Genomic DNA, 24345 nt, shown 5'->3' with positions numbered 1-24345 from the left:
ACGTTTTTGGCCAGGTGCAGAAAATCCTCTTCCGTAAAATCGTCGACCTTGCCTGCCAGCGTCATCTGGTGCTGGCTGGACCATTGTCCCGTGGGGTTGTAGGAATACGTCACGTCGTACGCCGGGGACAAACTCCACTTGCCCGCCGGGTTCATCAGAAAGGAAATGTTCTTGGTGTGGTCGTCCTGGTTGCGCGCCACCACGTTGAAGACCATGCGCCGGTAGAGTTCCTCTACGGCCGGGTGTGGCAACCGGAGTTTGAGCAAGACCTGAAAAGCCTGCTCGTAGGTGTATGCTCCGGGTCGGTTGTAGTCGAAATGCGCCAGCCCACAGAGCGTTTGCATATGCAGCCGCTGGCTGCCGTCCACCCGGTCAAATCGCCGCGTCATGAAGTGCGCCCGGCCGTTCTCCTCCTCTAGCCGGCAATCGGTCATCTCTATCCCCGCCTGCCGGGCCATCAGGTGGTAGGCATACTCGATGCGGCCGTACCCGGCCGGGTCGCCCAGACTGGCATTGGTTACCCCGTCGAGTTTGAGCAGCCAGTGCTCAAAGCCCGCGGGGGCATCGACCTGCCCCGAGCGAACTTCCTTTGTGACGGAATTATAGGCAATCACGGCCTTGGCGCGGGCGCCGCCGGCGGAAGTACCCACGCTGATGATTTCGGCCAGGCCCTCGGCGGCATTGGTGGCCAGCGACGTGCGCAGGCTTTCCCGATTGGTCAGCACCTGCCGGGCGAATTTCACAAGCTCCCCCACTTCCAGCGAGGCCCCTTTTTCCAGCGCGGGCTGCGAGGCCGGTTCGTACACCAGCGCGCCCATGCCCCGGTGGCCGAGGTAGCATAGATGCTCGATAGGCGTGAAGGAGGCCGCGTCTCTGCCCCGTGACGCTAGCCAAGCGTCGATGAGTTGACGCCCGTACCGGTCGGGCAGGCTATCGGCGAGCAGACCAGGCAAGCCCTGATAGGTATCCCGGTTAAGGGTTGGAAAGTCGAAGATGCGGGACCGGCGACCTTGCGGCAGCGGCATCGTCAGCGGCGCAAGTTCCAACCCGGTGCGAACAAACGTGGGCTCGTATTCAAAGCGGCCAACCCGACGTCTTTCATCCCAAAGTACGGCCCCAACTTGTTGGCCCCAAATAGAAACGGTAGCGGTGTTTGCGGGAGTCATAGTCCGGGGGCTGAAGTGTTTTCGTCCCGGCGGCTGGCACGCTGCCGCTGCTGCCGCGCCAGCCGCGCCGCCTGCAAGGGGCTGATGGTGGCGGATTCTTCTAGGACCTCCAGTACATCCAGCCGCCCTAGTGCCCGCAGGAGCTGCACCAGCGTTAGGGTAGAAGCGGGACGTCCGTTTTCAACCTGACTGATGGTCAGCCGGCTCAGACCGGTCTGGTCGGCCAACTCTTGTTGGGAGATGTCCTGATTCAAACGAATCAGCTGCAGGTTTCGGCCAATTTCTCTTACCGCGGCCACATCGGATAAAGTGTACCAGTCCATAATGATGCGTTTGCGTAACGTTAAGCCCTGTTTTCCCTGTTAATGCTACGTAAAGATAGCATTAACAGGGAAATTGTTCATAAAACGGATTCGCAGTTAATGATACTTACAAGATGCATTAAGTAGGTATTTTAGCCCTAATGATACGTATAGTATACATTAACTAACCTCTTGTAACTTCTCAACTCGGCTTGGTATATCTTTAACAACACACTGCATTTACAAGCTTTTCGCCTCGTTGCTATGTCCGATTCCGTGTACAACGCCATTTACAATCAAGTGCTCGACCTCCACGAACATTACAATGACCTAGCCCGACTCCAGCAGGCCATTCCGAGTACGCGGCCACGGCATAGCAATTACACGAACCAGGAACAAGCCGTGCGCGACAAGGCATCCGAAATTCTGCGCTTTGCCCGAGGCATTCCGAGTGCTGGCACTGACTTGCACGTCGAAGTGGACTCTATCATGGAAGGGTGTCGCCAAACCATGGATAACCCCTACAAGAAACTGGCGCATGTTGTGAAAATTCCACCACGTCGCTCCTGAGCCGGCATTGACTACCCGCGGTCTGGAGCGAGACACCAGTGAATCTGTTTTGGCACGATGAACCTCCCGTGGCGAATCCCCATGCTCAGCCCGATTGACGACTTGCCTAAAGTTTAGACATCATTTTAGACATCATAATTGTTACTTATGATACCTAAATGGCACGACAAATGGCGGCCTTGTTCGTTTGACAATAGGTATCGATTAGTAAGTTTTATCACTACCTATCTGCTATCTTGCGGACCCAACCCCAAACCGGGCAAGTATACCTTATATATAGGCTGCATGGAAAACTCCGTTGCCCTTACCATGAATCCCGTCGGCCACGGGCTGGCGCACCACACCGGCGCGGCTGCCCGCTACGTCGAGGCCGGGCTGACCGGCGCCCCGAATACGGCCCGGGCCTACGCCGCCCACCTGAAGCGCTTCAGCACCTGGTGCACCGCGCATGGGTTCGAGCCCTTGCCGGCGGCGGTCGATGCGTTGGTGGGATTCTGTGCCCACCTGGCCGACACCGGCAAAAAGGTCGGCACCCTGGAGCAGCACTGCGCGGCCATCAGCAAGGCCCACGCGGTGCGCGGCGTCGATTCGCCCACGGACGACAAGCAGTTTAAGATTTTTATGGACGGCGTGCGCCGGGTGCACGGCGTGCGCCAGAAACAGGCCCCGGCCTTTTCGGTGGCGCAGCTCAAACAGCTGGTTCGCGGCCTGGCTGTCGAAACCGTGGCCGGGCTGCGCGACCGGGCCATTCTGCTGCTGGGCTTCACCGGGGCCTTTCGCCGCTCGGAGCTGACCGCGCTCAACGTGCAGGACCTGCGCTTTGCGGAGGATTGCCTCATTGTCTCGCTGGGCAAGAGCAAAACCAACCAATTGGGCGACTACGAGGAAAAGGCCATTTTCTACTCCCCTGAGCCCGCCGTGTGTCCGATTCGCTCTCTCAGGGCGTGGCTGGAGTTGTTAGAGCGTAACGAAGGACCGGTGTTTGTCATGTTACGCAAGGGCAACCGCCTCACGACTAATCGGCTGTCGGACCAGACCATCAACACGCTGGTGCAGCGTTACCTGGGGCCGGGCTATACGGCGCACTCCTTGCGGGCTTCTTTTGTGACGGTGGCCAAGCTCAACGGGGCCGACGACAGCAAAATCATGAACCAGACCAAGCACAAGACCAGTGCCATGATTCGGCGCTACACCCGGCTGGACAATGTGCAGCAGCATAATGCGGCCAAGGAATTAGGCTTGTAACATACCAAGGACGTTCCTTTACAAGATGTAAAATGGTTGCGATAGGCCATTTGCCCTGTTTATGTTGCTGGCCAATACTCCAGAAATTGCAGACCAGCAATGATGGTGCTGGGGCTGCTGTTTGTGACGGAAAGGTATAGGAGCACGGCGCGGCAGGACGAATTATACACGCCCGGCCGGTCGGCGCCGGGGCTCATTATGACTTATAAGCGCGGCGGGGAAAGCAATTACAACGCGTTGCCGAGTCGGGCGCTGAGTGAACTGCTCCACTACCCTGCTGGGCAAGTTTGCGCGACTGATGAAGGCGGCCGAGGCGCGGGTGCACTAGGGTGGTAATTTTCCGGGGCACTATAAGGACCAGCCGCACTTTGAGGTGTAGGGTGAAATGAAACGAGCAGGCCAGGTGGTCTGCTCATTTGGTTTGAATTATCTGCGATGGCACCGTCCGCAAGAACTCCAATCAAGTATTTTTGCAGTTGATGTCACCAATAGGCATTGTATAGTTGGAATTGTATGAAACTACCAGAAGTAAAATTTATCAAACTTAATGTCAAGCTGATAGAGTGTTTATACTAGTAAGCTGAGAGAAAGCAGCTAGAAACATCGATATTGCCACCCAGCCAATTGGATATGGCAACGCCTCGACTCGAATTGAAGCAAGTCCCGGATAGCCAGTATACGACAGTCAAAACAAAACCAATTTAAACATAATGAAATATAAGTACCAGTTAGTAACTCTTGGAAGCAACGCAGAAGCTGCCAAAGAAATCCTCAATTTATTTGATGAAAGATTCAAAGAGCTAAATCTTCCTATAGATGCTTACAAATGCATAGATAGAAACAATTTTCAAGATGAATATATGGGCAACCAACCTTGCTTCGTATTTTATTTTGGGAACATAGATGGCAATCATGAAGACCTAGAATTGACCGATTTACTTATAAAAGATGGGTCCATGATTTTACCAATTTATTTTAATGATGAATCATTTTCAAGAGAGATACCTGGAATTTTAGCAAACCAAAATGGTATTCAGTACAACGAGATTGAGAGGGAAAAGATAGTTAGTACTGCACTTGAATCATTTGGCTTATTAAGAAGTGAGAGAAAAGTATTTATCAGCTATAGAAGAAGTGAATCAACATCTGTTGCCATCCAGTTATTTGAGTCTTTAGAAGCGCACAATTTTGATGTGTTTTTGGATACACATTCAGTCCCCAAAGGAGCCCCTTTCCAAGATGAGCTTTGGCACCGTATGACTGACTGCGACGTTATTGTACTATTAAATACACCTGATTTTTCAACAAGTTACTGGTGTAAAGAAGAGTTTGCTGAAGCTGGAGCAAAACAAATTGGAATAGTTCAGCTCGTATGGCCACATCATGATTTAAAGGATGACAGTACTACCCATATCAGCTATCCTAAGCAACTAACTGAATCTGACTTTGAAGATGATATTTACAATGACAAAGACAAGTCTAAGCTGAAACAGAGTGTCATTAACGAACTAATTAAAGATGTCGAGTCAATTAGAGCAAGGAACCTAGCTGCTAGACAAGATAGCTTGATAACGGATTTTAGGAACATAGCTAGTAGTCTTGGGAAAACTATTGTTGTTCAGCCAGAAAGGTTTTTAACTGAAGAACTTCCATTGGGAAAGCGACGAATTTTCATTCCAACTATCGGCATACCGCAATCGACAAGCTGTCAAACTGCAGAGATAAAAAATGAAATGAGTTCCGGAAAAGTCAGTATTCGGTTAATATACGATGACTTACGCATAAGGGAGAAGTGGATTGAACATTTGGACTGGCTGAATAAAAATCTCAACATAGATGTTAAAACATTGAAAAAGCAAGAATTCAAATCATGGCTTCAGAACAACTAAAAAAGGTTTTTTTATCTGCAAGTATTCCCTTGCCAGGCCGGAACGCAAAGTATTTTAACACTGTAGATATAACTGCGGTAAGAGATGCGATAATTGCATTAACAACTGTAGTTCTTCCTAAACATGTGTTAGTCTGGGGCGGCCATCCTTCGATAACTCCATTAATTTATTATGTAATGGAGCGCCTAGGATTAAATATACAGGAGCATGTAAAACTGTATCAATCCCTTTGGTTTGAAGGTTCTTTCCCTGACGACAATAACAAATTCGAAAACGTCATATTCACCCCAAAGGGTAAGGATATTCTTGCCAGCATTGGGCTAATGAGAGAACAAATGCTTTCCGAGAACCAGTTCTCAGCAGCTGTTTTTATAGGTGGCATGGATGGTATTGAAGACGAGTATAAGATGTTTGTAGAAATGCATCCTAGCGCCCTAATACTACCTATAGCAAGCACTGGGGCAGCGACAAAAGTTGTATACGACAATAAGCTCCCTGTCAAATTCAAGAACCCAAGATTATTGAAAGATTATGGGTACATGTCCTTGTTTCAAAATTTGTTATTAGAACAAATTTAGAATATGGGGTGGTAGCCGGCTGAGCTCACGCTCAGCACCTGGCACAGCAGTTGCACCTGCCAAGGCTCGGCGCAGGCCGCGATAAAGGCGTATCAGCTCATGAATGAGGCGGTTGGGAAAAGATGGTCACGACTTTTTTAAAATATCGCGCTCTATTTCCACGCGTTTGAGCGCGGCCCGTAGTTGCCTGATTTCATCGCGCTCCGCGCTGCTGGGCACGGCTGCTTCCAAGGCTTGGCGCTGCCAGCGACCCAGCAGTGCGGGCGAAATGCCCTGGGCACGGGCCACGTCGCTTTGCCGGGCACCAGCGGCCACTTGGCGCACGCACTCCGCCTTAAAGGCCGGTGTGTATTTTTTTCGGGTAGTGGGGATTCCACCAGAATTCAGTTTCTCGGTCATGGGCAGTGAAAGTTTAGACTTCTCACTGTCCGTTTTACCTAGAATACCTCATACAATGTGACTGAGGCGCTATGCTGGTTAATGGCAATTTTGATACGTGCTTGGTGCATGCTCAATGACTTGCTGAACGAACAGGATTTGCGCACCAGCACGCCGCAGCGCTGGCGCAAGGAGCAGTTGAGGGCTTCGACCACGTTGGTTTGGCCCGGCTCGTCGCGCCGGTGCGCGTGCGGCGGCAGCACGGCGGCGTAGGCCGGCCACTCGTCGGTATGATACCAGCAGTGGCAACGATAGCGGGCTGGCAACGCGGCCCAGAGCCGGCGGCAGGTGGCCGTACCACGCGTGCCCAGCACCCAGGCCACGATGCGTCGGCTGGCCCGCTCGACGGCTAGCCACAGCCATACTTTTCGTTATTTGCAGCCCACAAACGTCCACATTTCATCCAGTTCAAGTACTTCCCAACGCTTGCGCTGGGCTTATTTCGGCCGCCGGCGCGGCAGCGGTGGGCTGGCTGATTGCGCTTTTTTTTGCCAGATTGGCCACGGTCATGCGGGAAACGCCCGTGGCCCGCACGATACTGCGCTGTGAGTTGCGCTCTGCCAGCAGCTTCTCCACTTGCGCGTAGCGGGCCGCCGGCGCTGCAGGCTGCAAGTAGCCATGGTAACCGCATTTGGCACATTGATATTTGGCACGTCCGCCATTGCTGCCGTTTTTGCGCATGTGCTCACTTGGACAACGCCCGCACAAGTGAATCGTGATTAGCATAGGGCCTATACGCTATTCACATGAGTTAGACCACCGCCAAAGGTGCTACCGACTACCGAAACACTTCGCATGCATTACCTTCAAGCACTTGCTCCTTACATTGAGGTAGCCGCGACTGGCTAATCACCATTTTTCTATCCTATATGACTCTTCAGGAGTACCAAGAACGGGCCGTTTCAACAGTCCAGAGGTACACTTCCGCTGACCAAGAGCATTTTTTCATGGGTTATCTTGGCCTGGCCGGCGAAGCTGGCTCAGTGCTTACGCTCTTAAAAAAGGCAATCCGTGATGGAAAAGGCTTTGGCAGCTTTCCGGATAAGCTTGCCGAAGAGTTGGGAGATGTTCTGTGGTATATCTCCGCAATCGCGTCTCATTATCAGCTCTCCTTGGATGAGATAGCCGAGCGCAACCTTGCCAAAACAACTGACCGGTTCCAGGAAATTCACTTGTTGGACATTCCACGATTTGACGAGCAGTACGCAGAGCAATTCCCGAACTCCTTTGTCATCAACTTTATTGAAGAAGTTCAAGACACTCTGTTGACAGTAAGAATGGTCTGGGAGAAAGAACCACCTGCTGAATCAGTGGATTTAGGCGATGCCTTGACTGACAACGCCCGAATTCCCAATCAATATCGGTACCACGACGTGTTTCACTTGGGGCACATTGCGTTTCTGGGCTGGTCTCCCGTACTACGGCATTTGATGAAGTTAAAACGCAAAAGCGACTCCTTAACCCTCGATGCAGAAGACAGAGGCCGGCCACAAGTAGCCGAAGAGGCAATTACCCTAATCATTTATAATTATGCAAAAGGAAATAAAATGCTTCGTGAAAGTGATAGAATAGACACCGATTTGCTCAATAGCATCAGGCAACTCGTAATTGACTTGGAAGTTGCGACGGTTACTTCGTTTCAATGGGAGAAAACGATTATAGAATCCTATAAGGTATTTCATCAGGTAGTTGAGAACCAGGGGGGGCGAGTACTGGTGTCACCCGCAGAACGTAAGCTTATCTACTTAGGAAAATAATGCCAACTCATTTCACGCGCCTTTCAAAACCGAAAAAATCGGCTCTTTACCCCATTTATTGGCAGTTTGCGGTAAATCGTAACGATATCTTTACCCGCCGTCTTAACATGTCTCAAGGTCCTTGGACCAATGACCCGGTATTGTCAGCTAATCGTTTTACCAATATTTTCCGTGCTTCAGACCGTGTAAGTCAATACCTGATTAACCTACAGTATGAGGAGGATTATGATGCCAGAAATGTCTTTTTCAAGACGCTGCTTTTCAAAATTTTTAATCGAATTGAAACTTACAAATACCTGGAAAAGGAAACTGGTGGCATAAATATCAACTCGTTCACTGTTGACCACTACGACCAATTGCTAACCTCGCGGATGGCAATGAAGTACAAGGTGTATTCTGCTGCTTACATCATGCCTTCTGCTGGAAATGTGTTTGGCTACAAATTAAAGCACAGCAATCATCTGGCCTTACTAGACCGCATGATAAAAGATAAACTGTATGCCTCTTTGGAAAGCTGCCAAAGCTTGCAAGCAGTCTATGAAATGCTTTTATCCTACCCTTCTTTGGGCCCTTTCTTAGCTTTTCAATATGCAATTGACTTAAATTACAGCCCACTTACCAATTTTTCTGAGATGGATTTCGTCATTGCGGGTCCAGGTGCCAAAAATGGCATCTTGAAATGCTTCGATTCTCTCGGAGATTATTCTTTTGAGGACACCATCAAAATGATGACGGACGAGCAAGGGGAAGCGTGTAATCAGTTGGCCCTGCCGTTGCCCACGCTGTGGGGCAGGAACCTGCAACTTATTGATTGTCAAAATTTGTTTTGCGAAGTAGATAAGTACTTGCGAGGCACTCATCCTGATATCACGGGAAAATCCGGCCGGACCCGCATCAAACAGAAATTTACGGCCAGTAATGCTCCTTTGCCGCTCTTTTTCCCGCCTAAGTGGGAAATCAATGATAAACTCCCCCAGCAATGCCTACAGGAAGCAAACGTCGCCATGTTTTCATAAGCCATCATCACCAGGACGATGCCAAAGTAACCGAACTTACTAATCTGCTTGCTGGGAACGGGCACGACATTCGAAACAGCTCCGTTCGGCTAAAGCCCGAAAACCAGCGAAGGATGGACGAAAAGCGGGTAAGCGATGCCACAATTGCACGCATCCTGCGCATGAAAATTTCCTGGGCTGGAACTGTAGTGGTCTTGATTGGAAAAGACACGCATACCCGGCCCTGGGTTAACTGGGAGATTGACAAGGCTAATGAGCAGGGTAAGCGAATTGTGGGGGTATTCCTGCGTGGTGGCACCGAAGCCGATATTCCCCCGAGTCTGGCGAAGTACAGTTCCACCATCGTTAAATGGAACACCGCGAGCATTATGGGAGCTATTGATGGGGCCACTACTTACCAAACCCCTGCCGGAGCCCTCCGCAGCTCCTCGCAGAGTGACACCTATAAGTGCTAACTACCAACATTTCACCCAATGCCGCGCAAACTGCCACAAGTATATCTATATGTCGTCGACCGCGACCTAGGATTCGCGCCTAATCCTTTCCATGGGGTGTGTACGCTGGCCACTTGCAAGCCTCGAATCCGGAGTACGGCCCAGATTGGTGACTGGGTTATCGGTTTAGGAGGGCAACGATTGAAAGCGACCGGCAAATGTATTTTTGCCATGAAAGTCACTAACAAGCTAACGTTCAATGAATACTGGCTTGACCCGGAATTTCATGACAAGAAACCCGTGCGCAATGGCAGCAGGAAAATGATGGTGGGAGACAACATCTATTATTTGGATGAAGATGCGTCGTGGCATCAAGCACCATCCCATCATAGTGAGCCTGATGGTAGCCTTAATGAGTATAACCTTGGGCGCGACACCAGCTCTAGGAATGTCTTGGTATCCACCTATTTCTATTACTTTGGTAGTTCAGCCGTTGCACTACCTGACGGGATGCTTTCGGCAATTGGCTACGTGAATGCTATAGACCACCGGGTCTTTCCACACCCTGCTGCGGAACCTCTTATCCAGTGGATTGAAAGGGAGCATGCCGATTCACTCAACTTGGTATTAGCCGACCCATTCAATTTTGATAAGAGCACCGGCCATTATTCTGTGGAAACGAACCGCATGAGCTAGTTCTCGGCATATCCTGACCGAAATGACTTCTCGGCTATCATCAATTCAAGCTTGATGTCAATTTATGACAGCCCAACTGTTATCCTTTTATCAGTTGAAGACTTGAATTTCCGCGCCCTTGAAGCCAAGTTTGGATTGGCACATTTCTGGACTCTTGTTGACTATTGAGAAATAGCATTCCGCTTTCATCATCGTCAACATAGGGGTAAATCCCCATGAATTCCTGCCCTTGGTAAGCCTCAACCAACCCGTTTTCATCTGCGAGTGGCAGGATGGCAACCCGGCCGTGAAAAGCATCGCTGTAACCTAACTCCCAAGGCATCCATTTGGATACGGAAGCATTTACGGATGCCGCGTAGAGCAGGCTCGTGCTGCGGCGCATTGCGCCGCGCAATTTAGCAGCGGTTGCGGGTGTCACGCGTGTCCGATTTAACTGCGGGTCATCAATCCAGTCAACGTAAACCATCAGGCCGTGGGATTCCAGGAATTCTTTAATTGCCTCCACGTATTGCGCATCTTTGAATGCGTGACACAAAAAAACGTCGTAGTGCTCGGTGATGCTGAAAGCTTTGGTAGCCGACCTTTGAAGTCTGGCTGCTGCTGCTTCGCTCACCGACTCATTCATGGATTTTGCAAACGGTGGGTTATAGTTTTTCAAAATCTGTTGCTGTGTGATTAGTGCCATATTTAATCAGGTAATATTTTTCCGTTGTAGTGCTGATGGCAACGAGACGGGAAAGGTTGAGCGATACTGCAAACCGTATGCAACGGCCGATTAGAGCTGGTGCGTTTTTTTGGCTAGTGCATCTTCTGCCCAAGATGCTAGGTTGTTATAGCCATCGTCCGTTTTCCAGCAAAATGTATCGAATAGGGCTGAAAAGCGAATCTTACGGTCCTGGTCTCCAACCATGCCCAAGTAAGCCCTCAAGGATTTTTCGAAATAAATCGAATTGCTTTTACGGTTAAGTACTTGGGGCAAGAGCGCAAATGTTTGCCAGCGCCCGTTCACTAATTCAAGAAATGTGAGCGTCCTATAATCGTCGGGCACATAGATGGCTAGGCGGTCCAATGGATTGAGTCCTTTGGGGGTGATGCTGCTGGTTTCCCGCTCACGGATGCGGTTCAGGTTTACCCCCAGAATGGCGTTGCCGCTCACAAAGCTTTTAACTAGCTCATATTTAACCCAGCGGCGGCTATGCGTCTCTGTCCCAATCAATACGGCCGTTACACTTGTTCCAACCAGATTTTCATTCACCAACCTGATAAGCGCCGCATCCCCTTTCAGCTCGGCCTCTTCCCAAATAGAACCATCGATGACCTTTGAGGTATCTCCTGGCTTTTTGAACATGCTACTATTGCGCACAACGTTGACGCGAAACGACTCAACGTCCTTGTAGTGAAAGCTAAAAAAAGTGGTGCGAGCCATTTTGACAGATATTGATTGGGTGATTCTCCTGGCCTATTTTCCCGCCCGCAAAATCATTTATGCAGAAACCAAGGAGAGAAACTGCGTATCCAAAATCACTTTAGCGTCCCGCCCTTACTGCAGCGGCTTCTACCCAAGCGCCAAAGTTTCGGTATCCCTGGTCGTGTATCCAGTCATAAATCGGCACCTCGTAGGCCGTGCGGAGACTGTTGCCAGAATGAGGGCCGTAGGCGTTGAATGGATTGGTGCCCGCGTAATCAATACCTCTTCCCATGGAATCGATATTGTTGATGCGGATGCCTACCAGTCCTTTGCCCAACTCGATGCTGCGTCGGATTTCGTAGTCGACCCATTGGCGGCTGGCCGTTTCTGCTCCGATGAGCACCACCGTTACGCCTGTCTGCTGCATGCCTTCGTCAATCATTTTGCGGATGACGGCAGCTCCTTTGGTTTTTGCTTCTTCCCAAAGGCCATGGTCGAAATAGCCTGCGTGCCGGTTGGATGGATAACAAACCCATGCGTTGCGCACTGTTTGCACCCGGAAGATGTCGCGCTGGTAATGAAAGCTGAAGTAAACGTTGCGTGCCATATTAGCTCGGGCGATTGAATAGGGTCAAAATTAGCTTAATAGTATCGATGTGGGCCGGCAACGGCAGCGACTCGTCGCCCAGCTTTTCAAGCATTGGTCGAAACTCAGCTGGCGCAGTAGGGTAGTATTTCGCGTAATCAGCCATTACTTCTTCCCACAGGGTGTGAGCCATGTAGCCAGTCGCCCCGACGGGCAGTAGCACGAGGCCTTGCGCGTGGGCAATGTCAAATTCCTTGCGGACGCCATCGGCCGACACGACCTTCCCGTCCACTCCCTTGTTGCCGAATAGAAAAACAGCCACACCTGCGTAGGTCGTCATCCGCACCCGGTAGTCGTGCCATAACTCAGGCAGTTTCTGTTTCCCTGTTTCGAATTGTGGAAACGGCCGCATCACCAATTGGCTTTCGCTGAATTTGCCTGGCTGTTTATGGATTACTTCCAGCGCTCCGTTGATGACCGCGCTGCCTACTCCCCATCCAAAGCCGTTCACAATCGTGAAGCTGCTTTTCACCAACTCGCCGCTGAGCTTGTGAATGAAGCCAATGGCTTCGTTGCGGTCGTAAGCGCCGTAATCTTCAGCACTACCCGAAATAAGCACAGTTTTGCGTTTGTATTGCCGCTCTACTTCATTTAAGATCGCCGTGATGTCTGCGTACTCGTCAATTAGGATGGCTTCGATGTGAAACCGCTTCAAGTCGTTTATCATCAATGCCTGCCGCCGGCTATTGTATTTGAAATCGGCTTCCTCTTCCGAGCCTTTTTCTCCCATCTTCACCTTGCGAATGAAGCAATAGTGGTTCTTGAAGTTCTTTTCAAAATTCATCCGAACCCGGCTCAGAATGTAATCCAGATTGGGGTCGGTGAAGCTGAAACCAAGGAATAGGAATGTTTTTGTGATAAGGTCGCTGCTGAGCGCTGTCACATAGGGCTGGTATTTGACATGATAGGTCTCGTAATCATCTTTCGTGATGATGGCATCGTTCGGATGGTTGACATCGCCGTGCATTTTATACACTGTCACGTCCTTTTTGGGCTTGCTGTTGGCCAGCTGCGGTACGGTATGCTTAACATCGGCGAGCTTGCCCGCTTTCTTGATGGAATCCTCAATCAGCGTATCGTAGTTGGTGGTCCAGATAGTGCCAATAGGCAATCGGGCCAGAATACGATGATTCTCCGTCTCCTCCACCTCAGAAGTGAATTCCTCGAGAATCTTCTGGTTTATCTTATTGCGCCCTTTGGCGTTGATGTGAAACTGAGCCAGCGAAATAAGGTCTGTTTCGCGGTCAATCTGGAGCTCCAAGTCCTCGGCAACATCAGCCAGTAGGCCCGCCCAGTTCACAAAGCCAGCCCCAGCCGATAAGCCAGCTCCAGCAAAAATGCCGGCATCACCTGCAAATAGGTGCTCGACGAAATCCTTGACGAATCGTTCTTGTTCATGCGTCATCATAGTCTTTATTAGCGTTGAGTAGGCTGTTGGTTGTTATCGAGCCAGTCTTCGTATACGACGTATTTAGTGCTACTCTCGCGCACCCAAAGCCGTCTTCTTCCAGTCATATCATCTTGCACCGTGATATAGTGATAAAGGCCCAAGTATTCAGTGCCTTGAAATTCGTTTGTGTCCTGTGCGTTGGATTTAATTGGAAGCACCGCTGCCTTCTGCTTCACGCCGTCGAAATAGCCTAATTCCCAAGGCATCCATTTGGAACCTGATGAGTTTTCAGAGAAGGCATAAAAAAGTGACTTGCAGGAGTGCATTCGCGCTTTTAATACAGCTGCGGTGGCCTTAGTTACATTCGACCGGTTCATCTGCGGGTCTTCAATCCAGTCCACGTACACACTGAAGCCCAAGTCTTCCAAGAGTAGCTTCAGCCCCGCTACCTTGGGGGAATCGTTTGTGCTGTGTGACAAAAAAATGTCGTAAGTCTTTTGCACTCCCTGAGTGCTGTTCTGAAAGGTTCGGGCTTCGCTCAAAAGCACATTGGCTTTGACGCTCTCGTTGACGCTGCCTAAGCCACTTACACTCTGGCTGCGTACACGATTAAGGATTTGTTGCTCGGTGAAAAGAGCCATGATGGCAGGGGGGTGACGAAAAGAAGTTATGAAATGCCCGCATTGGAGCAAGAAAAAGCCCCCACTATATGTTGTGGCAGTAATGGGGAGCTTCCACTCTAGCCTTTGCTGCGCGTCGGGTCGTTGCCATAGCTGTTTCGAGCCCGGATGCGGCCGTTTTCCCCGTGAACCAGCATTTCGCTGCCCCGGTTAATGGAGAGTTGGCGAGCTATGGCAATAGCCTCGGCCTGTGTTTGAGTGACCACGCCGGCGCGGCTGGCTCCTTCGGTGATAACGCCCCAGCCAGTTGGGCGGGGCACCACATGTGTGTTTTTAGGCATGTTACGTATAGGCAAAAAGGGTTCTGCCCACCCGGTAACGGGGGGTGTGCAACGCCGGGCCTCGCAACAGGGCAAAGTCTTGTTCCGTAACGGGATGCCGCTACCTTTGCGCTCTCACTTAAAAATTGAAGGGAGAAGACACCGGGGAGCAATTCCCGGCCATAGTAACCACGGGTCCAATCGTAAATTACTTTTCTCTTCGTCAGTCGCCGCGGCCTGCGGCGACTGTTTTTGTTTAATGCGTAGCCATTCAATAACGCTAAAGGGTAAAACAAAACGCCTACGCGAGCGGCAATGACCGCAAGTCGTAGGCGTATTCTTGGTAACTGATGCGCCCATTCTGGGCATTATTATCTTTCCAGGCCTGCTCGGTATGACTCAGGCTTTCCAGCTCCGCTCGGCTTTTCTTGCCCAGCTTCTGGTATACCTGCTCAATCACCTGCCGCTCTGAATCGGTAAAGACTTCCAGATTGGCCTTCCGCGTTGCCTTGTACACCAGCACCGGACTATTGTCGGCGCTGTGCACCATGCTTTCGTGGAAGCTGGCCGTTAGCAATCCTTCCTGAACCATTTCCTGTAGCCGCTGGCCGTATTCCTGCGGCACCGGCCCGTGCTGAATGGCGCGATAGCGTTGGCCCGTAATGGCATGGGCCGTTAGTCGATAGTGCTGAAAATCGCAGTAGAACAGCAGTTTCAGCAGCTTCACTTTGAATAGATTATCCAGATGGCTGAAGAAGAATAGCACCAGCTCCGCGAACTTGTCCGAATCGGGCAGCACATACCCCGTGTACTCGTCAGGGTCAGGCGCAACCTGAGCGGCGCTACGCACCACCAACCCGCCGATTCGCTGTGGGGTCTGCGCCTCATCAATCAGGGTATCGAGGTGGCGGCGCAGCTTTTCGTACTCGTTCACCCGCAGTTCGTCCTTCTTGTCGCGCACGATGCTCAGGAACGTCACCGGGTCGCTGGCCAGCCGCAGAATCTTGGCGTTGGAAGCGCTGGGCATTTCGCCGTTCTCGTAATTGGTGTACTGGTTGGGGCCAAAGTCCAATACCAGCGCCATGCGGGCCGCCGTCAGACCGTACCGCTCCCGCATGGCCGTAATCTGCTGCGGAAACATAAACTGATGCTTCTCCCGGTACTGGTTGTAAATCTGCGAGGTGTTGAGGTTGTCCAACTCGGGCGTCGTGAAACGCTCTTTCGTGACCTCGCACTCGTAGCAATGGTACATGTAGCTAAACTCCTCCTTGCGGAAGGACTGCATATCGGGTTCCTGGCGCAGCTCTGCGTAACCGTCGGCCAGGGGACTGGGAATTCGGGTCTGTATCATGAGTTGGCGGATGCGGATTTGAATGGGTAGCTGAGCGGGTGCTCAGCCAGATGGAATGAGATGCACAAGACCGAGCCATTGGGCCGGCCCAGCGTCACCTTGATATAGATTTCGTGCCGCCGGATCGTGCGGCCAAATACCCACAGCGGAGCTTCCGTGGGCTGCTGGTTGGGCGTTGGACCTTGCACGTAATCGGTGGGCACCAGCTCGCGCAGACAGGCCAGGCGGTTATCGCCCGAGATTCCCAGCTTAAGTAAGGTCTTGGTGCTGTTTTTATCACGGTCGAGGAAAACGACGCTGAAAACACTCAGTTTGGTCTGGAAGGCCAGTAAATAGCTTTCCACCTCCAGTAGGGTAGTTGAGGGGGCTTCGGGTATCAAAGATAATACGCTGTACGCAAAGTTCCACTTTTTAGTGGATGTTTAAGAATAATAGGTTATCAAACCCTTTTAAGCACATGAAAGGGCAATCCAGCCGTTAGTCAACCCTGTAAAAAATTCAGGCGCTGTTAGGCTTGTCATCTACCCGCGCCACCAGCCCGCAACTCATTCATAGCTGCTCATTATCCTCACTTACCGGTGCCTGGTACGTCGACCGCAGCTAGCCTAAACTGAACTCATCACCTATGCCCGGAGCCTTTACTGCACAAACTGCTTCCAGTGTTCTTCTGAAATGATGTTGATGCCCGTTCCCTTTCCGCGCAATTCAACAGCCTTCTCAATTTTTCGGCCGTGGCTGGTATTGATCCAATCCCGACTGGCAAATACCCCAATAACCACATAGTTGGTGGTCCGGGTTGGCGCGGAATCGGTCGGTAGCCCACCCAGGGCGGAAATGGCATCGAATACCGCGGAACGAGCGCCATAGGCAAACTTCCCGGTCACGACGAACTGCTGGTTCGCAAATACCAAGGGGTACGGCTGGGGCATGCACAGCGGCAGCGATGTCGACAGATTCTCGGCCATCGGCACCGGCTCTTCCGTGAACCCGCAGAGCGCCTCCATCACGCCTTTCAGTTCCCCGCGTTCTTCCGCGTCGCAGACGCCATCCGCAAAAATGCGCTCAATGCGGTGGAGGACATCCGTAAAGGGCCAGACCGGTTCCGCCGGCGCGTGCTTGCGCACCCACTCGGCGAAGAAAATGGCTTCGTTTTCGTTCACTTCGCCATCGGCCAGGATGCCGGTGCAGATGCCGACAAGTTGGTCAACGGCTTTCGCGCTATTGTTCGCCCGATGGAAGAGGCGGACGGGCTGGCCATGGGCATCGCTGGGGGTAAATTGACTCGCCATACGTTTGTGAGTAGCTAAATGAAAGGTTGATTTATTAAAAACTTATGTCACTAAACACGCTGTTGCGGACTGCGACTACGGCGCCTTAGACCACGGCGCCTGCGACTACTTTCCGCACCGTTATTTTAGTTGTCTCCGGAAAGTCATTGTTCAGCAGCCAATTGATAAATCCCGTGTCGGTTTTGATGACTGGCAGTCCGGTATGCTTGCCAAAATTCCAGACAATAGCCCCTTCGGGGTTGCGCACGAGTTTGCCGGCGGGGTCAATGCGCACCGAGCGCGAGCGCCCATGATGGATGCCGTCGCCGAAGTCGCAGAGCCCACTGGGACAGAAGAGCTCTTCGGCCGTGATTTTCTTATCCTCTCCGACGAAAGTGGTCAAGGGCCCCCTAATCATGGCTTCCAACAGCTCAAAGGTCACGGTCGTATCGGCTTCGGCCGAGTGGGCCAGGGTGTGCTCCCGGTTCAGGTATTGCAGCACGGCGGCCGATAAACTCCGCGGGTTCAAGATGCGATAGATATCAAACACGTCGACGATGGCCACATCCCGGCCCGGAAAGTCCAGTTGTACCCGCGCAAACTCTTCCGCTAAAAGCGGCACATCGAAGCGCTTCCCGTTAAAGGTGCACAAATCACAGTCGGACAGGTAGCTGAAAAGCCCCTTGGCAATTTGCCTGAAGAGAGGTTGTTCCGCGACGTCGGCGTCGGTAATGCCATGCACGGCCGTGGCTTCGCTGGGGATGAGCTGCTCGGGGTTCAGCTTGCGGGTTCTTACTTCCCGCGTCCCATCCGGGAAAACCTTCAGAATGGAGATTTCGACAATCCGGTCGCTTACCGGGTTGGTGCCGGTGGTTTCCAGGTCATAAATGGCCAGGGGACGCGTCAGTTTTAGCATGCAGAGGGTAAGGTGAAAAGGCGGGGGAGAAAGACAGGGCAGGAAAGGAAGTGGGAGAGCGAACGACGATTCGGACCATTCACCATGACGTTTTTCGGCTTAGGTAGCCGCTATTGCTTCGCTGGAAAAGACGGGCCGCAGTTCCTGCAGAAAGGTCGCAGTCCCGTCAAAGTCGAAGTAGCGTTCCTTGAGCACTTCGCTCTGGTAATAAATCGGCAAAGAGGCGCCCCACTTGGCAAAATCCAGCAACCCGGGATTCTCCTGGATGGCCGCGAGCAGGTGCACCTCCACGTCCTGCGCATACAGCCGCAATTGCTCCAGCAATTCGGGCAACCGGGCCGGCGGCAGCGTGAGGGTGAAGCTACTGGTGGACTCGTCGTAGTCGTAGGGCACGGATACGTCCAGCGCGTTCAACAGGAAGACTAGGCTGCGGTTAATCTTGGTGCTGGTGAACGTGTAGAGCACTAGCTTCTCCTCCTTGATCTGCACGGGGCGCTCGTGAGCATCGTCCGTGAGGCCAAAGCCAGCGAATTCCTGCCGCAGCTCCCGCAGCTCCTGTTGACTGGCCGCGTCCAACTCGGGGTGGATGCTGGCCGTGCGAAGCAGCTGGAGCATTTTCTCCCGCACCCTGGCATCAACTACCCCACCACCGCCCAAAAAGATGGGCCGCTTGCCGTCATGGGTGGGAATGACCTCGATTTTCTTCGTGGGCACGTCGATGTACTTGATTTTCCAAATCTTGGCCGCCAGCAGCAGGTTTTCGTCTTCCCGCACCTGCGGCGTAAGCGGTATTTCCCCAATGGTTTTGCCCGCGTGCTGCACCTTGAAGGCCGACTCGGTCTGGAACACACTGTAGAAGTCCCGGGAATTGACGGTAAACTCGCCTTCCACCCCAATAATCAGCTCCTGGGGCAGGCGTTCCAGCCAGTCGATGCGGACCAATTCCGCCAGGATTTCGGTTATCTGAGCAGCCGTAACGGTGCTGAATGCCGCATTAGCCTGCAGACGGGCTATTAATTCCGATTCCGAGCACCCCGAGAGCTGCTTGGTAATGGAGAGCGCCTGGTGCAGGACCATGTCGTAGGGCTTCGTGGCCGTGCGCAACGGCTCGACGAATCCTTCCTGGTAGAGCAGCCAGCAGGCCAGGGACTGCAGCAGGCTCCAGGGCTTGGTGGCGTAGAGCAGCAGCTCGCTCTGCTCCCCTTCCCGGCGGCCGCTGCGGCCCACGCGCTGGATGAGCGAGGCAATAGAGTGTGCCGCGTCAACCTGCACGACCTTCTCCACGGAGCCAATGTCAATGCCCAGCTCCAGCGTAGAAGTACACGCAATGCAAAAGGGCTGGCGCTGGTTGTTCTTGGCGAAGTGCTCCACGTACTCGCGCACTTCCTTGTCCACCGAGGAGTGGTGCGAGAAGTACTTGTCGTGCCCCCCGACCCGGTCGGCAATCTGCCGCAGCTTCACGGCAATGACTTCGGCCAGGCCCCGGCTATTGGGAAAGATGAGCACTTTACTGGTGCTCGTCTGTTTATACAAGTCTTTTAACAGACTCAAGGGCACGTCGCCGCTATCGTCCTTCCCACTGAAATACCGGAACGACGTCAGCATGTCCTTGCTCGCCCGGTCAAGCAGCACTTTGGTGCGCTCTTCGTGGCCGGTGAAGCGCTTGGCCTCGGCGTAGTCCCCGATGGTGGCCGAGAGGCCGACAATGACAAAAGAACGGGCCGCCGTCACCGCTTCCAGCCGGGAAAGCAGGGATTTTAAGTGAATGCCCCGGTCGGTGCCCAGGAAGGAGTGGATTTCGTCAATTACCACGTACTGCAAGTGCTCAAACAGCGCGTGGACGCTGTACGGAGCATTGACAAACATGGCTTCCAAGGATTCGGGGGTGATGAGCACAATGCCCTCGGGCTGCTGCACGAGCTTCTTCTTCTCCGCCCGGCTGGCCTCCCCGTGCCACTTGGTCACTTTTACATCCAGGTACTTGCATAGCTGCTCGATGCGGTGGAACTGGTCGTTGATGAGGGCAATCAGCGGGGAGATGTAAAGCACCCGCACGCCGGGCTGGCGAAAGTCAACCTTCGAGAGAATGGGCAAAAACGCCGCCTCCGTTTTGCCGGACGCCGTGCGGGAGGCCAGGATGTAGTTATCATCCGTGGCCAGAATGTGCTGAATGGCCGCCGCCTGGATGGGACGTAGCGATTCCCAACGCTGGTCGCGCACGTAGCGGCGGATGGGTTCGGCAAGCAGGTCGAAGGACATTAGAGCACCTCGATGCTATCGACCAAGTGGTCCACGGCCGACTCATTCGGGCGCTCGTCACGGATTTCAATGTCGCCGAACAACTGCTGCTTGTCCAGGCCCGGGTTCTGCCGCAGCAGGCTCAGGATGTTGAGAAAATCCCGGATGACTTCGCGCGGGGTCAGAAACTCGCTGGCCCCGGGCTTGTTGAACATTTCTTCCATGAAGGCCTGAATGTCATTCGCCGTCACGTCGAGTTGCGTCTTGTAATTGAAGTCGAAGATTTCCTTGAGCTTCTGCAGCAGGACGAACACCTCGTTGTGCGTCAGCGGCAGCAGCCGGATGACGGGCTGGGCGAAGTCGCGCAGGCCGGCGGTTTCAAACTTGTTGGTTTCGAGCCGGGACTTCAGGGCCTGGTAGCTGAACAAGCCCCGGCGGTCGTTCTCAAGCACCTCGCGCGTCCCGGCGAAGTTGAGGAAGAAGTTGCTGACTTTGCCCTGGAAGCAGTCGTTGTAGATAGTCAGAATCTTCTCGTAGTTCTTCTCCCGCATCACGGCGGTGGATATTTTGTAGAGGTTGATGGCCTCGTCCAAGTTGATCATGAACCCGCTGTAGCCCATGCTCACGAACAACCGGCAGAAGTTCTTGAGCATGTCGTAGTAGTTCAGGTCGTTGATGATTTCGCGCACGCCCAGGTCCTGCCGGGCCTCGGTCTTGGTGCGGTACTCTCCTTTCAGCCACTTGAGGGCATTGCGCCGCAACAGGTCGTTTTCCGTCACGTAGCCCTCGTAGTACTTGAGCACCACCATGCCGAAGTCAAAGCCGCCCACGTCGGTCAGCTCCTGAATGGTCTGCATGATGCTGGCCTGAATCCGGGGCAGGTACTGCGGGTCGCGGATGTCGCCCAGCGCAATGCCCTGCTCCTGGGCGGTCTTGGTGATGACCTGCTCAATCCACTTCTCCAGCAGCGTGGCCAGCGCCCCGCCTTCGGGCTTGGTTTGAATGGCAATGTTGTCCATGATGGACGAGTACAGGGCCACGCCCTTGCCGTCGTTGGCGTAGAGCCGGTTATCGGGCGTAAAATCGGCGTTGGCCACCACGAACTTCTGCTTCAGCGCGACCGTGTTGAGCAGGTGCAGCATGAACGACTTGCCCGAGCCAAAGTCCCCAATCCAGAACTTGACCATGCTGTGGCCGCTCTTCACGTCGTCGAGGGCCTTGACAAAGGCCTCAATCTCGGGCGAGCGGCCCACCGTAATGTGCTGCACGCCGACCTTAGGCACGACGCCCCCGAGCAGGGAATTGATGATAGCCGTAGCTTCTTTGGGCTTGATGTTGTCTAGCATGGGGTAGCCAGTTGCTGGTAGTATGATTCGTAAATGGTATAAGTGTCGCCGTCTTCTTCAATCAAGACATCATCCAGACGCTCGTAGCATTGCTCGTTGATGCTGTCGATGAGTTGGTTGCGCAGGGCCCCGTGCTGCCGGGCAAACGCTTCCACCTCCGCTTGCGGCAGCGTCAGCTCTTGCGCTGCGAAACGGGCCAACAGGGCTTCCTGGGTAGCGGTCAATGCCCAGGCGGCGGCAAACGCACCGCTGGTAGTGGTCACGACGGGTGCCGGGGCCAGGACCGCCAGTTGAATCTCTTCTTCCGGCAGCGCTTCCGAAACGAACGGGGCGAGTGGCGGGATGGATACCGGTGCTGCAGTCGTTTCCGGTTCGTCCTGCAAGTATTCGTTGAGTAATTCCACCGTGCCGGCGTGCTGGTGCTGCACGGCGCGGATGGCCCCCAGGTCGAGTTCAATTTTTCGCCGCTGGCGGGCATATACGGTTGGGACCTGGCTCAGGGCCTGCGGCAGGTTTTTATCCTGCACCAACTGATTGATGATTGCCTCGAACCGTTGTAACTGGTCCGGCTGTGGGAACAGGCTTTTCTGGATGGTCTTGGCTAAGGGCTTGTTGTTGATGGTGACCGAATTCAAATCGTGGTACACGTACTGCAGGTAGAAGCGCAGGGCCGCTTCCCGGTCAAACCTGGCCATGAGCTTGGAGGCTTCAAAAAAGATGTTCTCCAGGGCCGGGTTGCGGGCGTTGCGCTGCCCTAGCTGCTGCACGCCCTCTGCAAACGCCTCTGCCGTCGTGGTGCTGAGGTGCGCGGCGAGTTGCTCAAGTTGCTGCTTCCACCGGGTAACGTTCTGTAAGTTCAGGGCGAGTTCGGTGGCCTCGTCGGGGGCACTGATCGTCGCCGCAAGGCTGGGCAACAGGGCGTCCAGGAACTGTCCCAGCTCCATTTCCAATCCGGCAGCCAACGCCCCGTCCATCCCGGTGAATTCTGCCGCCAGCTTGCGTTTATGGCCGTAGGCCTCGCGCACTACGTTTTCGCAGCGCCGGAAAATTGTCGAGTAGATCGTGGCTTCGATCTGGTCCCGCTGATACCCCTCGTCGTACTCATTCCAGCTATAGCCATAGGGATTTGGCGTTGTTTTTCGCAGCCGCAGGCTCTCTTCTTGGGTCTGCGCCACCACTGCCGCTAAGGAGGCCCCCTTGCGCTGCATGGCCGTTTCCAGCGCGGGTAGCGCCTGCAAATAGAGTTGAATCGTCGCGACGCACCCCCCCTTTAGCTCGATAAAGACGTTATGGGGTGGCCAAAACTTGTCGAGCCACTCCACTTGCTGCGGCGTTAAGTCGAGCTTTTTACGGTACTGCTTGCCCAGTTTGGGCATGTCGTAGCCGTAATCGGGAGGCGTATAGCTGGTTGCCGGCGCAGGTGAGCGAACCGGTTCCGTCACGGACACCGTGACTTGAAAGCGCAAGGGCACGTCTTGCCCTGTGACGTCAATAATCATGGCATCAGGCTGAGCGGCAAAGGGTGTAGGGGGAAGCAAAGCAACCGCTGGAGGGGACGGCGTTGACCTTTTAATGACAGGCATTGCCGTGCGAGCGGTGGCGGGCTCAGGGGATGTATTGGGCCGGATTACCCCTACTCGTTTTTTGGGTCCGACAAACCATGTAGCCAGCAGGGCCAAGGGCCAGAGAAAGAGGGCAAAAAGCCCCCAACCCACCATGGAACGCCCGCGCTTATGGGCTCGCACGAGGCAAATGACAATTGTACTGAGAAAGGCAACGGCAATAGCGTCGGAAGACATCCGGTAGAGGAAAGCAACTTGATGAATGCAAAAGGATTCCCAAGCTACGCTACCCGCAATCATTTTTTAGCCAGAATTACTTATCCTCCGGCGACACCCAGGCAATATTTTATCCTAATCATCACATATTCTTATGCATGCAAGAACATGTAGTTGTGCTTTATAAATATTCTAAATATCCTAAGTGCCTGGTGGATGGCGCACCGCGAACGTTCAACGAAGCAATCGTTCCTTAAACTACTATTTCCCGAATGGATTCCGATGACACGCCAAAGGCCCCAAAAACGCAGGTTATCGAGGTCTTATAGCAGAGGGTTTTTCGAATACCTCCTTTCCTCCAATGGACTGTGCGCAAAAGCTATGACCTATGTCGCGATGCCTGCGACTGCTTTGGGGTGGACTATGGCTTTTATAAGGGTGCCCGTGAAGTTACTGACCTGTTCCGCAGGTACTGTTGCTGCACAAGCTCGGCAAATAGCACCGCTGTAATTACGGGGAATTATGAATTAAACAGAAATTTATATATAATTGCTCACATAAGCTTTGTGGTTACTGACGTCGTCGAGGCCAGCGGCACTTTCCGGTTAATGCTCATTTGGTTACTATCCATACTTTGCTATGACTGAACACCTGTACGTTCGCAACAACGAAGCGCCCTTTTACGGCGACCCCACGGTAGCCGGTGGCCAGCCTTCCAAGATTGTAAACCGGCTGTTGATGGGCTCCTACCTGACCCTGCTTCAGCCGGCCGCCATTGGCGGTTTTTATAACGTCCGGTCCATGGGCAAAACGGGTTGGATGCGGGCAGCGGATACGACCGATGAAATGGGCCTAAAAATCTTTTTCCTCGACGTGGGCCAAGGGGATGGAGCCCTCATCGAAGTGGGTACCCGTCGTTTCCTGGTCGACGCGGGTCCCGATGCCCACATGAAGTCCTATCTGGTCAAGTGGC

At 53.0% G+C, this 24345-nt stretch carries 27 protein-coding genes; 9 read left to right on the top strand and 18 right to left on the bottom strand.

What is annotated here, in order from left to right; all coding sequences use genetic code 11:
* Together AAFH49_RS19100 and AAFH49_RS19095 are read right to left on the bottom strand one after the other, a co-directional pair.
* The coding region (locus AAFH49_RS19100) for a type II toxin-antitoxin system HipA family toxin (RefSeq protein ID WP_342300696.1) at window positions 1–1166 on the bottom strand (1166 nt) is incomplete at its 3' end.
* Window positions 1163–1489: a helix-turn-helix domain-containing protein gene (locus AAFH49_RS19095; RefSeq protein ID WP_342300694.1), complete on the bottom strand. Its 327-nt coding sequence runs from the start codon at window positions 1487–1489 to the stop codon at window positions 1163–1165. The genes AAFH49_RS19100 and AAFH49_RS19095, both read right to left, overlap by 4 nt.
* Window positions 1490–1732: 243 nt before the next feature.
* Here AAFH49_RS19095 and AAFH49_RS19090 point away from each other — a divergent pair, with 243 nt between their 5' ends.
* From AAFH49_RS19090 to AAFH49_RS19075, 4 genes are all read left to right on the top strand, one after another.
* Window positions 1733–2038: a hypothetical protein gene (locus AAFH49_RS19090; protein ID WP_342300693.1), complete on the top strand. Its 306-nt coding sequence runs from the start codon at window positions 1733–1735 to the stop codon at window positions 2036–2038.
* 285 nt (window positions 2039–2323) lie between these two features.
* Entirely contained in the window at window positions 2324–3283 is a 960-nt protein-coding gene (locus AAFH49_RS19085; protein WP_342300691.1) for a site-specific integrase, read from the top strand.
* 710 nt (window positions 3284–3993) lie between these two features.
* Window positions 3994–5172, top strand: coding sequence for a Thoeris type III anti-phage system protein ThcB4 (locus AAFH49_RS19080; RefSeq protein ID WP_342300689.1), 1179 nt, complete (start codon window positions 3994–3996; stop codon window positions 5170–5172).
* The gene (locus AAFH49_RS19075; RefSeq protein WP_342300687.1) at window positions 5154–5750 is read left to right on the top strand and encodes a Thoeris type III anti-phage system protein ThcA; all 597 of its coding nucleotides are present in this window, start codon (window positions 5154–5156) and stop codon (window positions 5748–5750) included. The genes AAFH49_RS19080 and AAFH49_RS19075 overlap by 19 nt, the downstream gene beginning before the upstream one ends.
* A 126-nt stretch (window positions 5751–5876) precedes the next feature.
* On the opposite strand, the gene AAFH49_RS19070 is transcribed toward AAFH49_RS19075, so the two are convergent.
* From AAFH49_RS19070 to AAFH49_RS19060, 3 genes are all read right to left on the bottom strand, one after another.
* The gene (locus tag AAFH49_RS19070) at window positions 5877–6149 is read right to left on the bottom strand and encodes a transposase (RefSeq protein ID WP_342300685.1); all 273 of its coding nucleotides are present in this window, start codon (window positions 6147–6149) and stop codon (window positions 5877–5879) included.
* A gap of 38 nt (window positions 6150–6187) precedes the next feature.
* Window positions 6188–6511, bottom strand: a complete 324-nt coding sequence (locus AAFH49_RS19065) for an IS1 family transposase (RefSeq protein ID WP_425293347.1) — start codon at window positions 6509–6511, stop codon at window positions 6188–6190.
* Between the two features lie 85 nt (window positions 6512–6596).
* Window positions 6597–6869: a hypothetical protein gene (locus tag AAFH49_RS19060; protein WP_342300684.1), complete on the bottom strand. Its 273-nt coding sequence runs from the start codon at window positions 6867–6869 to the stop codon at window positions 6597–6599.
* Between the two features lie 188 nt (window positions 6870–7057).
* Here AAFH49_RS19060 and AAFH49_RS19055 point away from each other — a divergent pair, with 188 nt between their 5' ends.
* From AAFH49_RS19055 to AAFH49_RS19040, 4 genes are read left to right on the top strand one after another with little or no spacing between them, the layout of a single operon-like run.
* The gene (locus AAFH49_RS19055) at window positions 7058–7945 is read left to right on the top strand and encodes a nucleoside triphosphate pyrophosphohydrolase family protein (RefSeq protein WP_342300682.1); all 888 of its coding nucleotides are present in this window, start codon (window positions 7058–7060) and stop codon (window positions 7943–7945) included.
* Entirely contained in the window at window positions 7945–8961 is a 1017-nt protein-coding gene (locus AAFH49_RS19050) for a nucleotide kinase domain-containing protein (RefSeq protein WP_342300680.1), read from the top strand. The genes AAFH49_RS19055 and AAFH49_RS19050 overlap by 1 nt, the downstream gene beginning before the upstream one ends.
* On the top strand, window positions 8925–9416 hold the full coding sequence (locus AAFH49_RS19045) for a TIR domain-containing protein (protein WP_342300678.1): 492 nt from the start codon (window positions 8925–8927) through the stop codon (window positions 9414–9416). Before AAFH49_RS19050 ends, AAFH49_RS19045 begins: the two co-directional genes overlap by 37 nt.
* A gap of 18 nt (window positions 9417–9434) precedes the next feature.
* Window positions 9435–10091 carry an Nmad2 family putative nucleotide modification protein gene (locus AAFH49_RS19040; RefSeq protein WP_342300676.1) on the top strand — a complete coding sequence of 219 codons (657 nt, stop codon included), beginning with the start codon at window positions 9435–9437 and terminating at the stop codon, window positions 10089–10091.
* A 79-nt stretch (window positions 10092–10170) separates the two neighbouring features.
* On the opposite strand, the gene AAFH49_RS19035 is transcribed toward AAFH49_RS19040, so the two are convergent.
* From AAFH49_RS19035 to AAFH49_RS18975, 13 genes are all read right to left on the bottom strand, one after another.
* Window positions 10171–10776 carry a toll/interleukin-1 receptor domain-containing protein gene (locus AAFH49_RS19035; protein ID WP_342300674.1) on the bottom strand — a complete coding sequence of 202 codons (606 nt, stop codon included), beginning with the start codon at window positions 10774–10776 and terminating at the stop codon, window positions 10171–10173.
* Window positions 10777–10866: 90 nt separating this feature from the next.
* Window positions 10867–11517, bottom strand: coding sequence for a TIR domain-containing protein (locus tag AAFH49_RS19030; protein ID WP_342300672.1), 651 nt, complete (start codon window positions 11515–11517; stop codon window positions 10867–10869).
* 100 nt (window positions 11518–11617) lie between these two features.
* Window positions 11618–12106, bottom strand: coding sequence for a TIR domain-containing protein (locus tag AAFH49_RS19025; protein WP_342300670.1), 489 nt, complete (start codon window positions 12104–12106; stop codon window positions 11618–11620).
* Window position 12107: 1 nt separating this feature from the next.
* Window positions 12108–13553, bottom strand: coding sequence for an SIR2 family protein (locus AAFH49_RS19020; protein ID WP_342300668.1), 1446 nt, complete (start codon window positions 13551–13553; stop codon window positions 12108–12110).
* Between the two features lie 8 nt (window positions 13554–13561).
* Window positions 13562–14176, bottom strand: coding sequence for a TIR domain-containing protein (locus AAFH49_RS19015; protein WP_342300666.1), 615 nt, complete (start codon window positions 14174–14176; stop codon window positions 13562–13564).
* Between the two features lie 98 nt (window positions 14177–14274).
* Window positions 14275–14496 (bottom strand): DUF2188 domain-containing protein, encoded by a 222-nt coding sequence (locus tag AAFH49_RS19010; protein ID WP_342300665.1) that lies wholly within the window; start codon window positions 14494–14496, stop codon window positions 14275–14277.
* Window positions 14497–14776: 280 nt separating this feature from the next.
* The gene (locus tag AAFH49_RS19005) at window positions 14777–15826 is read right to left on the bottom strand and encodes a type II toxin-antitoxin system antitoxin SocA domain-containing protein (RefSeq protein ID WP_342300664.1); all 1050 of its coding nucleotides are present in this window, start codon (window positions 15824–15826) and stop codon (window positions 14777–14779) included.
* Complete coding sequence (locus tag AAFH49_RS19000) at window positions 15823–16170, bottom strand: hypothetical protein (protein ID WP_342300663.1); 348 nt, start codon at window positions 16168–16170, stop codon at window positions 15823–15825. The genes AAFH49_RS19005 and AAFH49_RS19000 overlap by 4 nt, the downstream gene beginning before the upstream one ends.
* Before the next feature lie 294 nt (window positions 16171–16464).
* Window positions 16465–17115, bottom strand: coding sequence for a BRCT domain-containing protein (locus AAFH49_RS18995; RefSeq protein WP_342300661.1), 651 nt, complete (start codon window positions 17113–17115; stop codon window positions 16465–16467).
* 85 nt (window positions 17116–17200) lie between these two features.
* A complete protein-coding gene (locus tag AAFH49_RS18990) occupies window positions 17201–18010 on the bottom strand; it encodes a 3'-5' exonuclease (RefSeq protein WP_342300659.1) in 810 nt (269 codons plus the stop codon).
* A gap of 99 nt (window positions 18011–18109) precedes the next feature.
* Window positions 18110–20269 carry a DEAD/DEAH box helicase gene (locus AAFH49_RS18985; RefSeq protein WP_342300658.1) on the bottom strand — a complete coding sequence of 720 codons (2160 nt, stop codon included), beginning with the start codon at window positions 20267–20269 and terminating at the stop codon, window positions 18110–18112.
* Window positions 20269–21594 (bottom strand): ATP-binding protein, encoded by a 1326-nt coding sequence (locus tag AAFH49_RS18980; protein ID WP_342300656.1) that lies wholly within the window; start codon window positions 21592–21594, stop codon window positions 20269–20271. Before AAFH49_RS18980 ends, AAFH49_RS18985 begins: the two co-directional genes overlap by 1 nt.
* A complete protein-coding gene (locus AAFH49_RS18975) occupies window positions 21588–23093 on the bottom strand; it encodes a tellurite resistance TerB C-terminal domain-containing protein (protein ID WP_342300654.1) in 1506 nt (501 codons plus the stop codon). The genes AAFH49_RS18980 and AAFH49_RS18975 overlap by 7 nt, the downstream gene beginning before the upstream one ends.
* Before the next feature lie 918 nt (window positions 23094–24011).
* Here AAFH49_RS18975 and AAFH49_RS18970 point away from each other — a divergent pair.
* The coding region (locus tag AAFH49_RS18970) for a hypothetical protein (RefSeq protein ID WP_342300652.1) at window positions 24012–24345 on the top strand (334 nt) is incomplete at its 3' end.

Source organism: Hymenobacter segetis (assembly GCF_038448715.1).
Taxonomy (GTDB): domain Bacteria; phylum Bacteroidota; class Bacteroidia; order Cytophagales; family Hymenobacteraceae; genus Hymenobacter; species Hymenobacter segetis.
The sequence above is the reverse complement of the archived record's forward strand: the minus strand, read 5'-3'. Positions and strand labels throughout refer to the sequence as shown.

What these genes read in the sequence shown, in the direction of transcription:
- AAFH49_RS19095 (WP_342300694.1), bottom strand. Translation starts at nt 1,489, where the DNA reads ATGGACTGGTACACTTTATCCGATGTGGCCGCGGTAAGAGAAATTGGC.
- AAFH49_RS19090 (WP_342300693.1), top strand. Translation starts at nt 1,733, where the DNA reads ATGTCCGATTCCGTGTACAACGCCATTTACAATCAAGTGCTCGACCTC.
- AAFH49_RS19085 (WP_342300691.1), top strand. Translation starts at nt 2,324, where the DNA reads ATGGAAAACTCCGTTGCCCTTACCATGAATCCCGTCGGCCACGGGCTG.
- AAFH49_RS19080 (WP_342300689.1), top strand. Translation starts at nt 3,994, where the DNA reads ATGAAATATAAGTACCAGTTAGTAACTCTTGGAAGCAACGCAGAAGCT.
- AAFH49_RS19075 (WP_342300687.1), top strand. Translation starts at nt 5,154, where the DNA reads ATGGCTTCAGAACAACTAAAAAAGGTTTTTTTATCTGCAAGTATTCCC.
- AAFH49_RS19070 (WP_342300685.1), bottom strand. Translation starts at nt 6,149, where the DNA reads ATGACCGAGAAACTGAATTCTGGTGGAATCCCCACTACCCGAAAAAAA.
- AAFH49_RS19060 (WP_342300684.1), bottom strand. Translation starts at nt 6,869, where the DNA reads ATGCGCAAAAACGGCAGCAATGGCGGACGTGCCAAATATCAATGTGCC.
- AAFH49_RS19055 (WP_342300682.1), top strand. Translation starts at nt 7,058, where the DNA reads ATGACTCTTCAGGAGTACCAAGAACGGGCCGTTTCAACAGTCCAGAGG.
- AAFH49_RS19050 (WP_342300680.1), top strand. Translation starts at nt 7,945, where the DNA reads ATGCCAACTCATTTCACGCGCCTTTCAAAACCGAAAAAATCGGCTCTT.
- AAFH49_RS19045 (WP_342300678.1), top strand. Translation starts at nt 8,925, where the DNA reads ATGCCTACAGGAAGCAAACGTCGCCATGTTTTCATAAGCCATCATCAC.
- AAFH49_RS19040 (WP_342300676.1), top strand. Translation starts at nt 9,435, where the DNA reads ATGCCGCGCAAACTGCCACAAGTATATCTATATGTCGTCGACCGCGAC.
- AAFH49_RS19035 (WP_342300674.1), bottom strand. Translation starts at nt 10,776, where the DNA reads ATGGCACTAATCACACAGCAACAGATTTTGAAAAACTATAACCCACCG.
- AAFH49_RS19030 (WP_342300672.1), bottom strand. Translation starts at nt 11,517, where the DNA reads ATGGCTCGCACCACTTTTTTTAGCTTTCACTACAAGGACGTTGAGTCG.
- AAFH49_RS19025 (WP_342300670.1), bottom strand. Translation starts at nt 12,106, where the DNA reads ATGGCACGCAACGTTTACTTCAGCTTTCATTACCAGCGCGACATCTTC.
- AAFH49_RS19020 (WP_342300668.1), bottom strand. Translation starts at nt 13,553, where the DNA reads ATGATGACGCATGAACAAGAACGATTCGTCAAGGATTTCGTCGAGCAC.
- AAFH49_RS19015 (WP_342300666.1), bottom strand. Translation starts at nt 14,176, where the DNA reads ATGGCTCTTTTCACCGAGCAACAAATCCTTAATCGTGTACGCAGCCAG.
- AAFH49_RS19010 (WP_342300665.1), bottom strand. Translation starts at nt 14,496, where the DNA reads ATGCCTAAAAACACACATGTGGTGCCCCGCCCAACTGGCTGGGGCGTT.
- AAFH49_RS19005 (WP_342300664.1), bottom strand. Translation starts at nt 15,826, where the DNA reads ATGATACAGACCCGAATTCCCAGTCCCCTGGCCGACGGTTACGCAGAG.
- AAFH49_RS18995 (WP_342300661.1), bottom strand. Translation starts at nt 17,115, where the DNA reads ATGGCGAGTCAATTTACCCCCAGCGATGCCCATGGCCAGCCCGTCCGC.
- AAFH49_RS18990 (WP_342300659.1), bottom strand. Translation starts at nt 18,010, where the DNA reads ATGCTAAAACTGACGCGTCCCCTGGCCATTTATGACCTGGAAACCACC.
- AAFH49_RS18985 (WP_342300658.1), bottom strand. Translation starts at nt 20,269, where the DNA reads ATGTCCTTCGACCTGCTTGCCGAACCCATCCGCCGCTACGTGCGCGAC.
- AAFH49_RS18980 (WP_342300656.1), bottom strand. Translation starts at nt 21,594, where the DNA reads ATGCTAGACAACATCAAGCCCAAAGAAGCTACGGCTATCATCAATTCC.
- AAFH49_RS18975 (WP_342300654.1), bottom strand. Translation starts at nt 23,093, where the DNA reads ATGATTATTGACGTCACAGGGCAAGACGTGCCCTTGCGCTTTCAAGTC.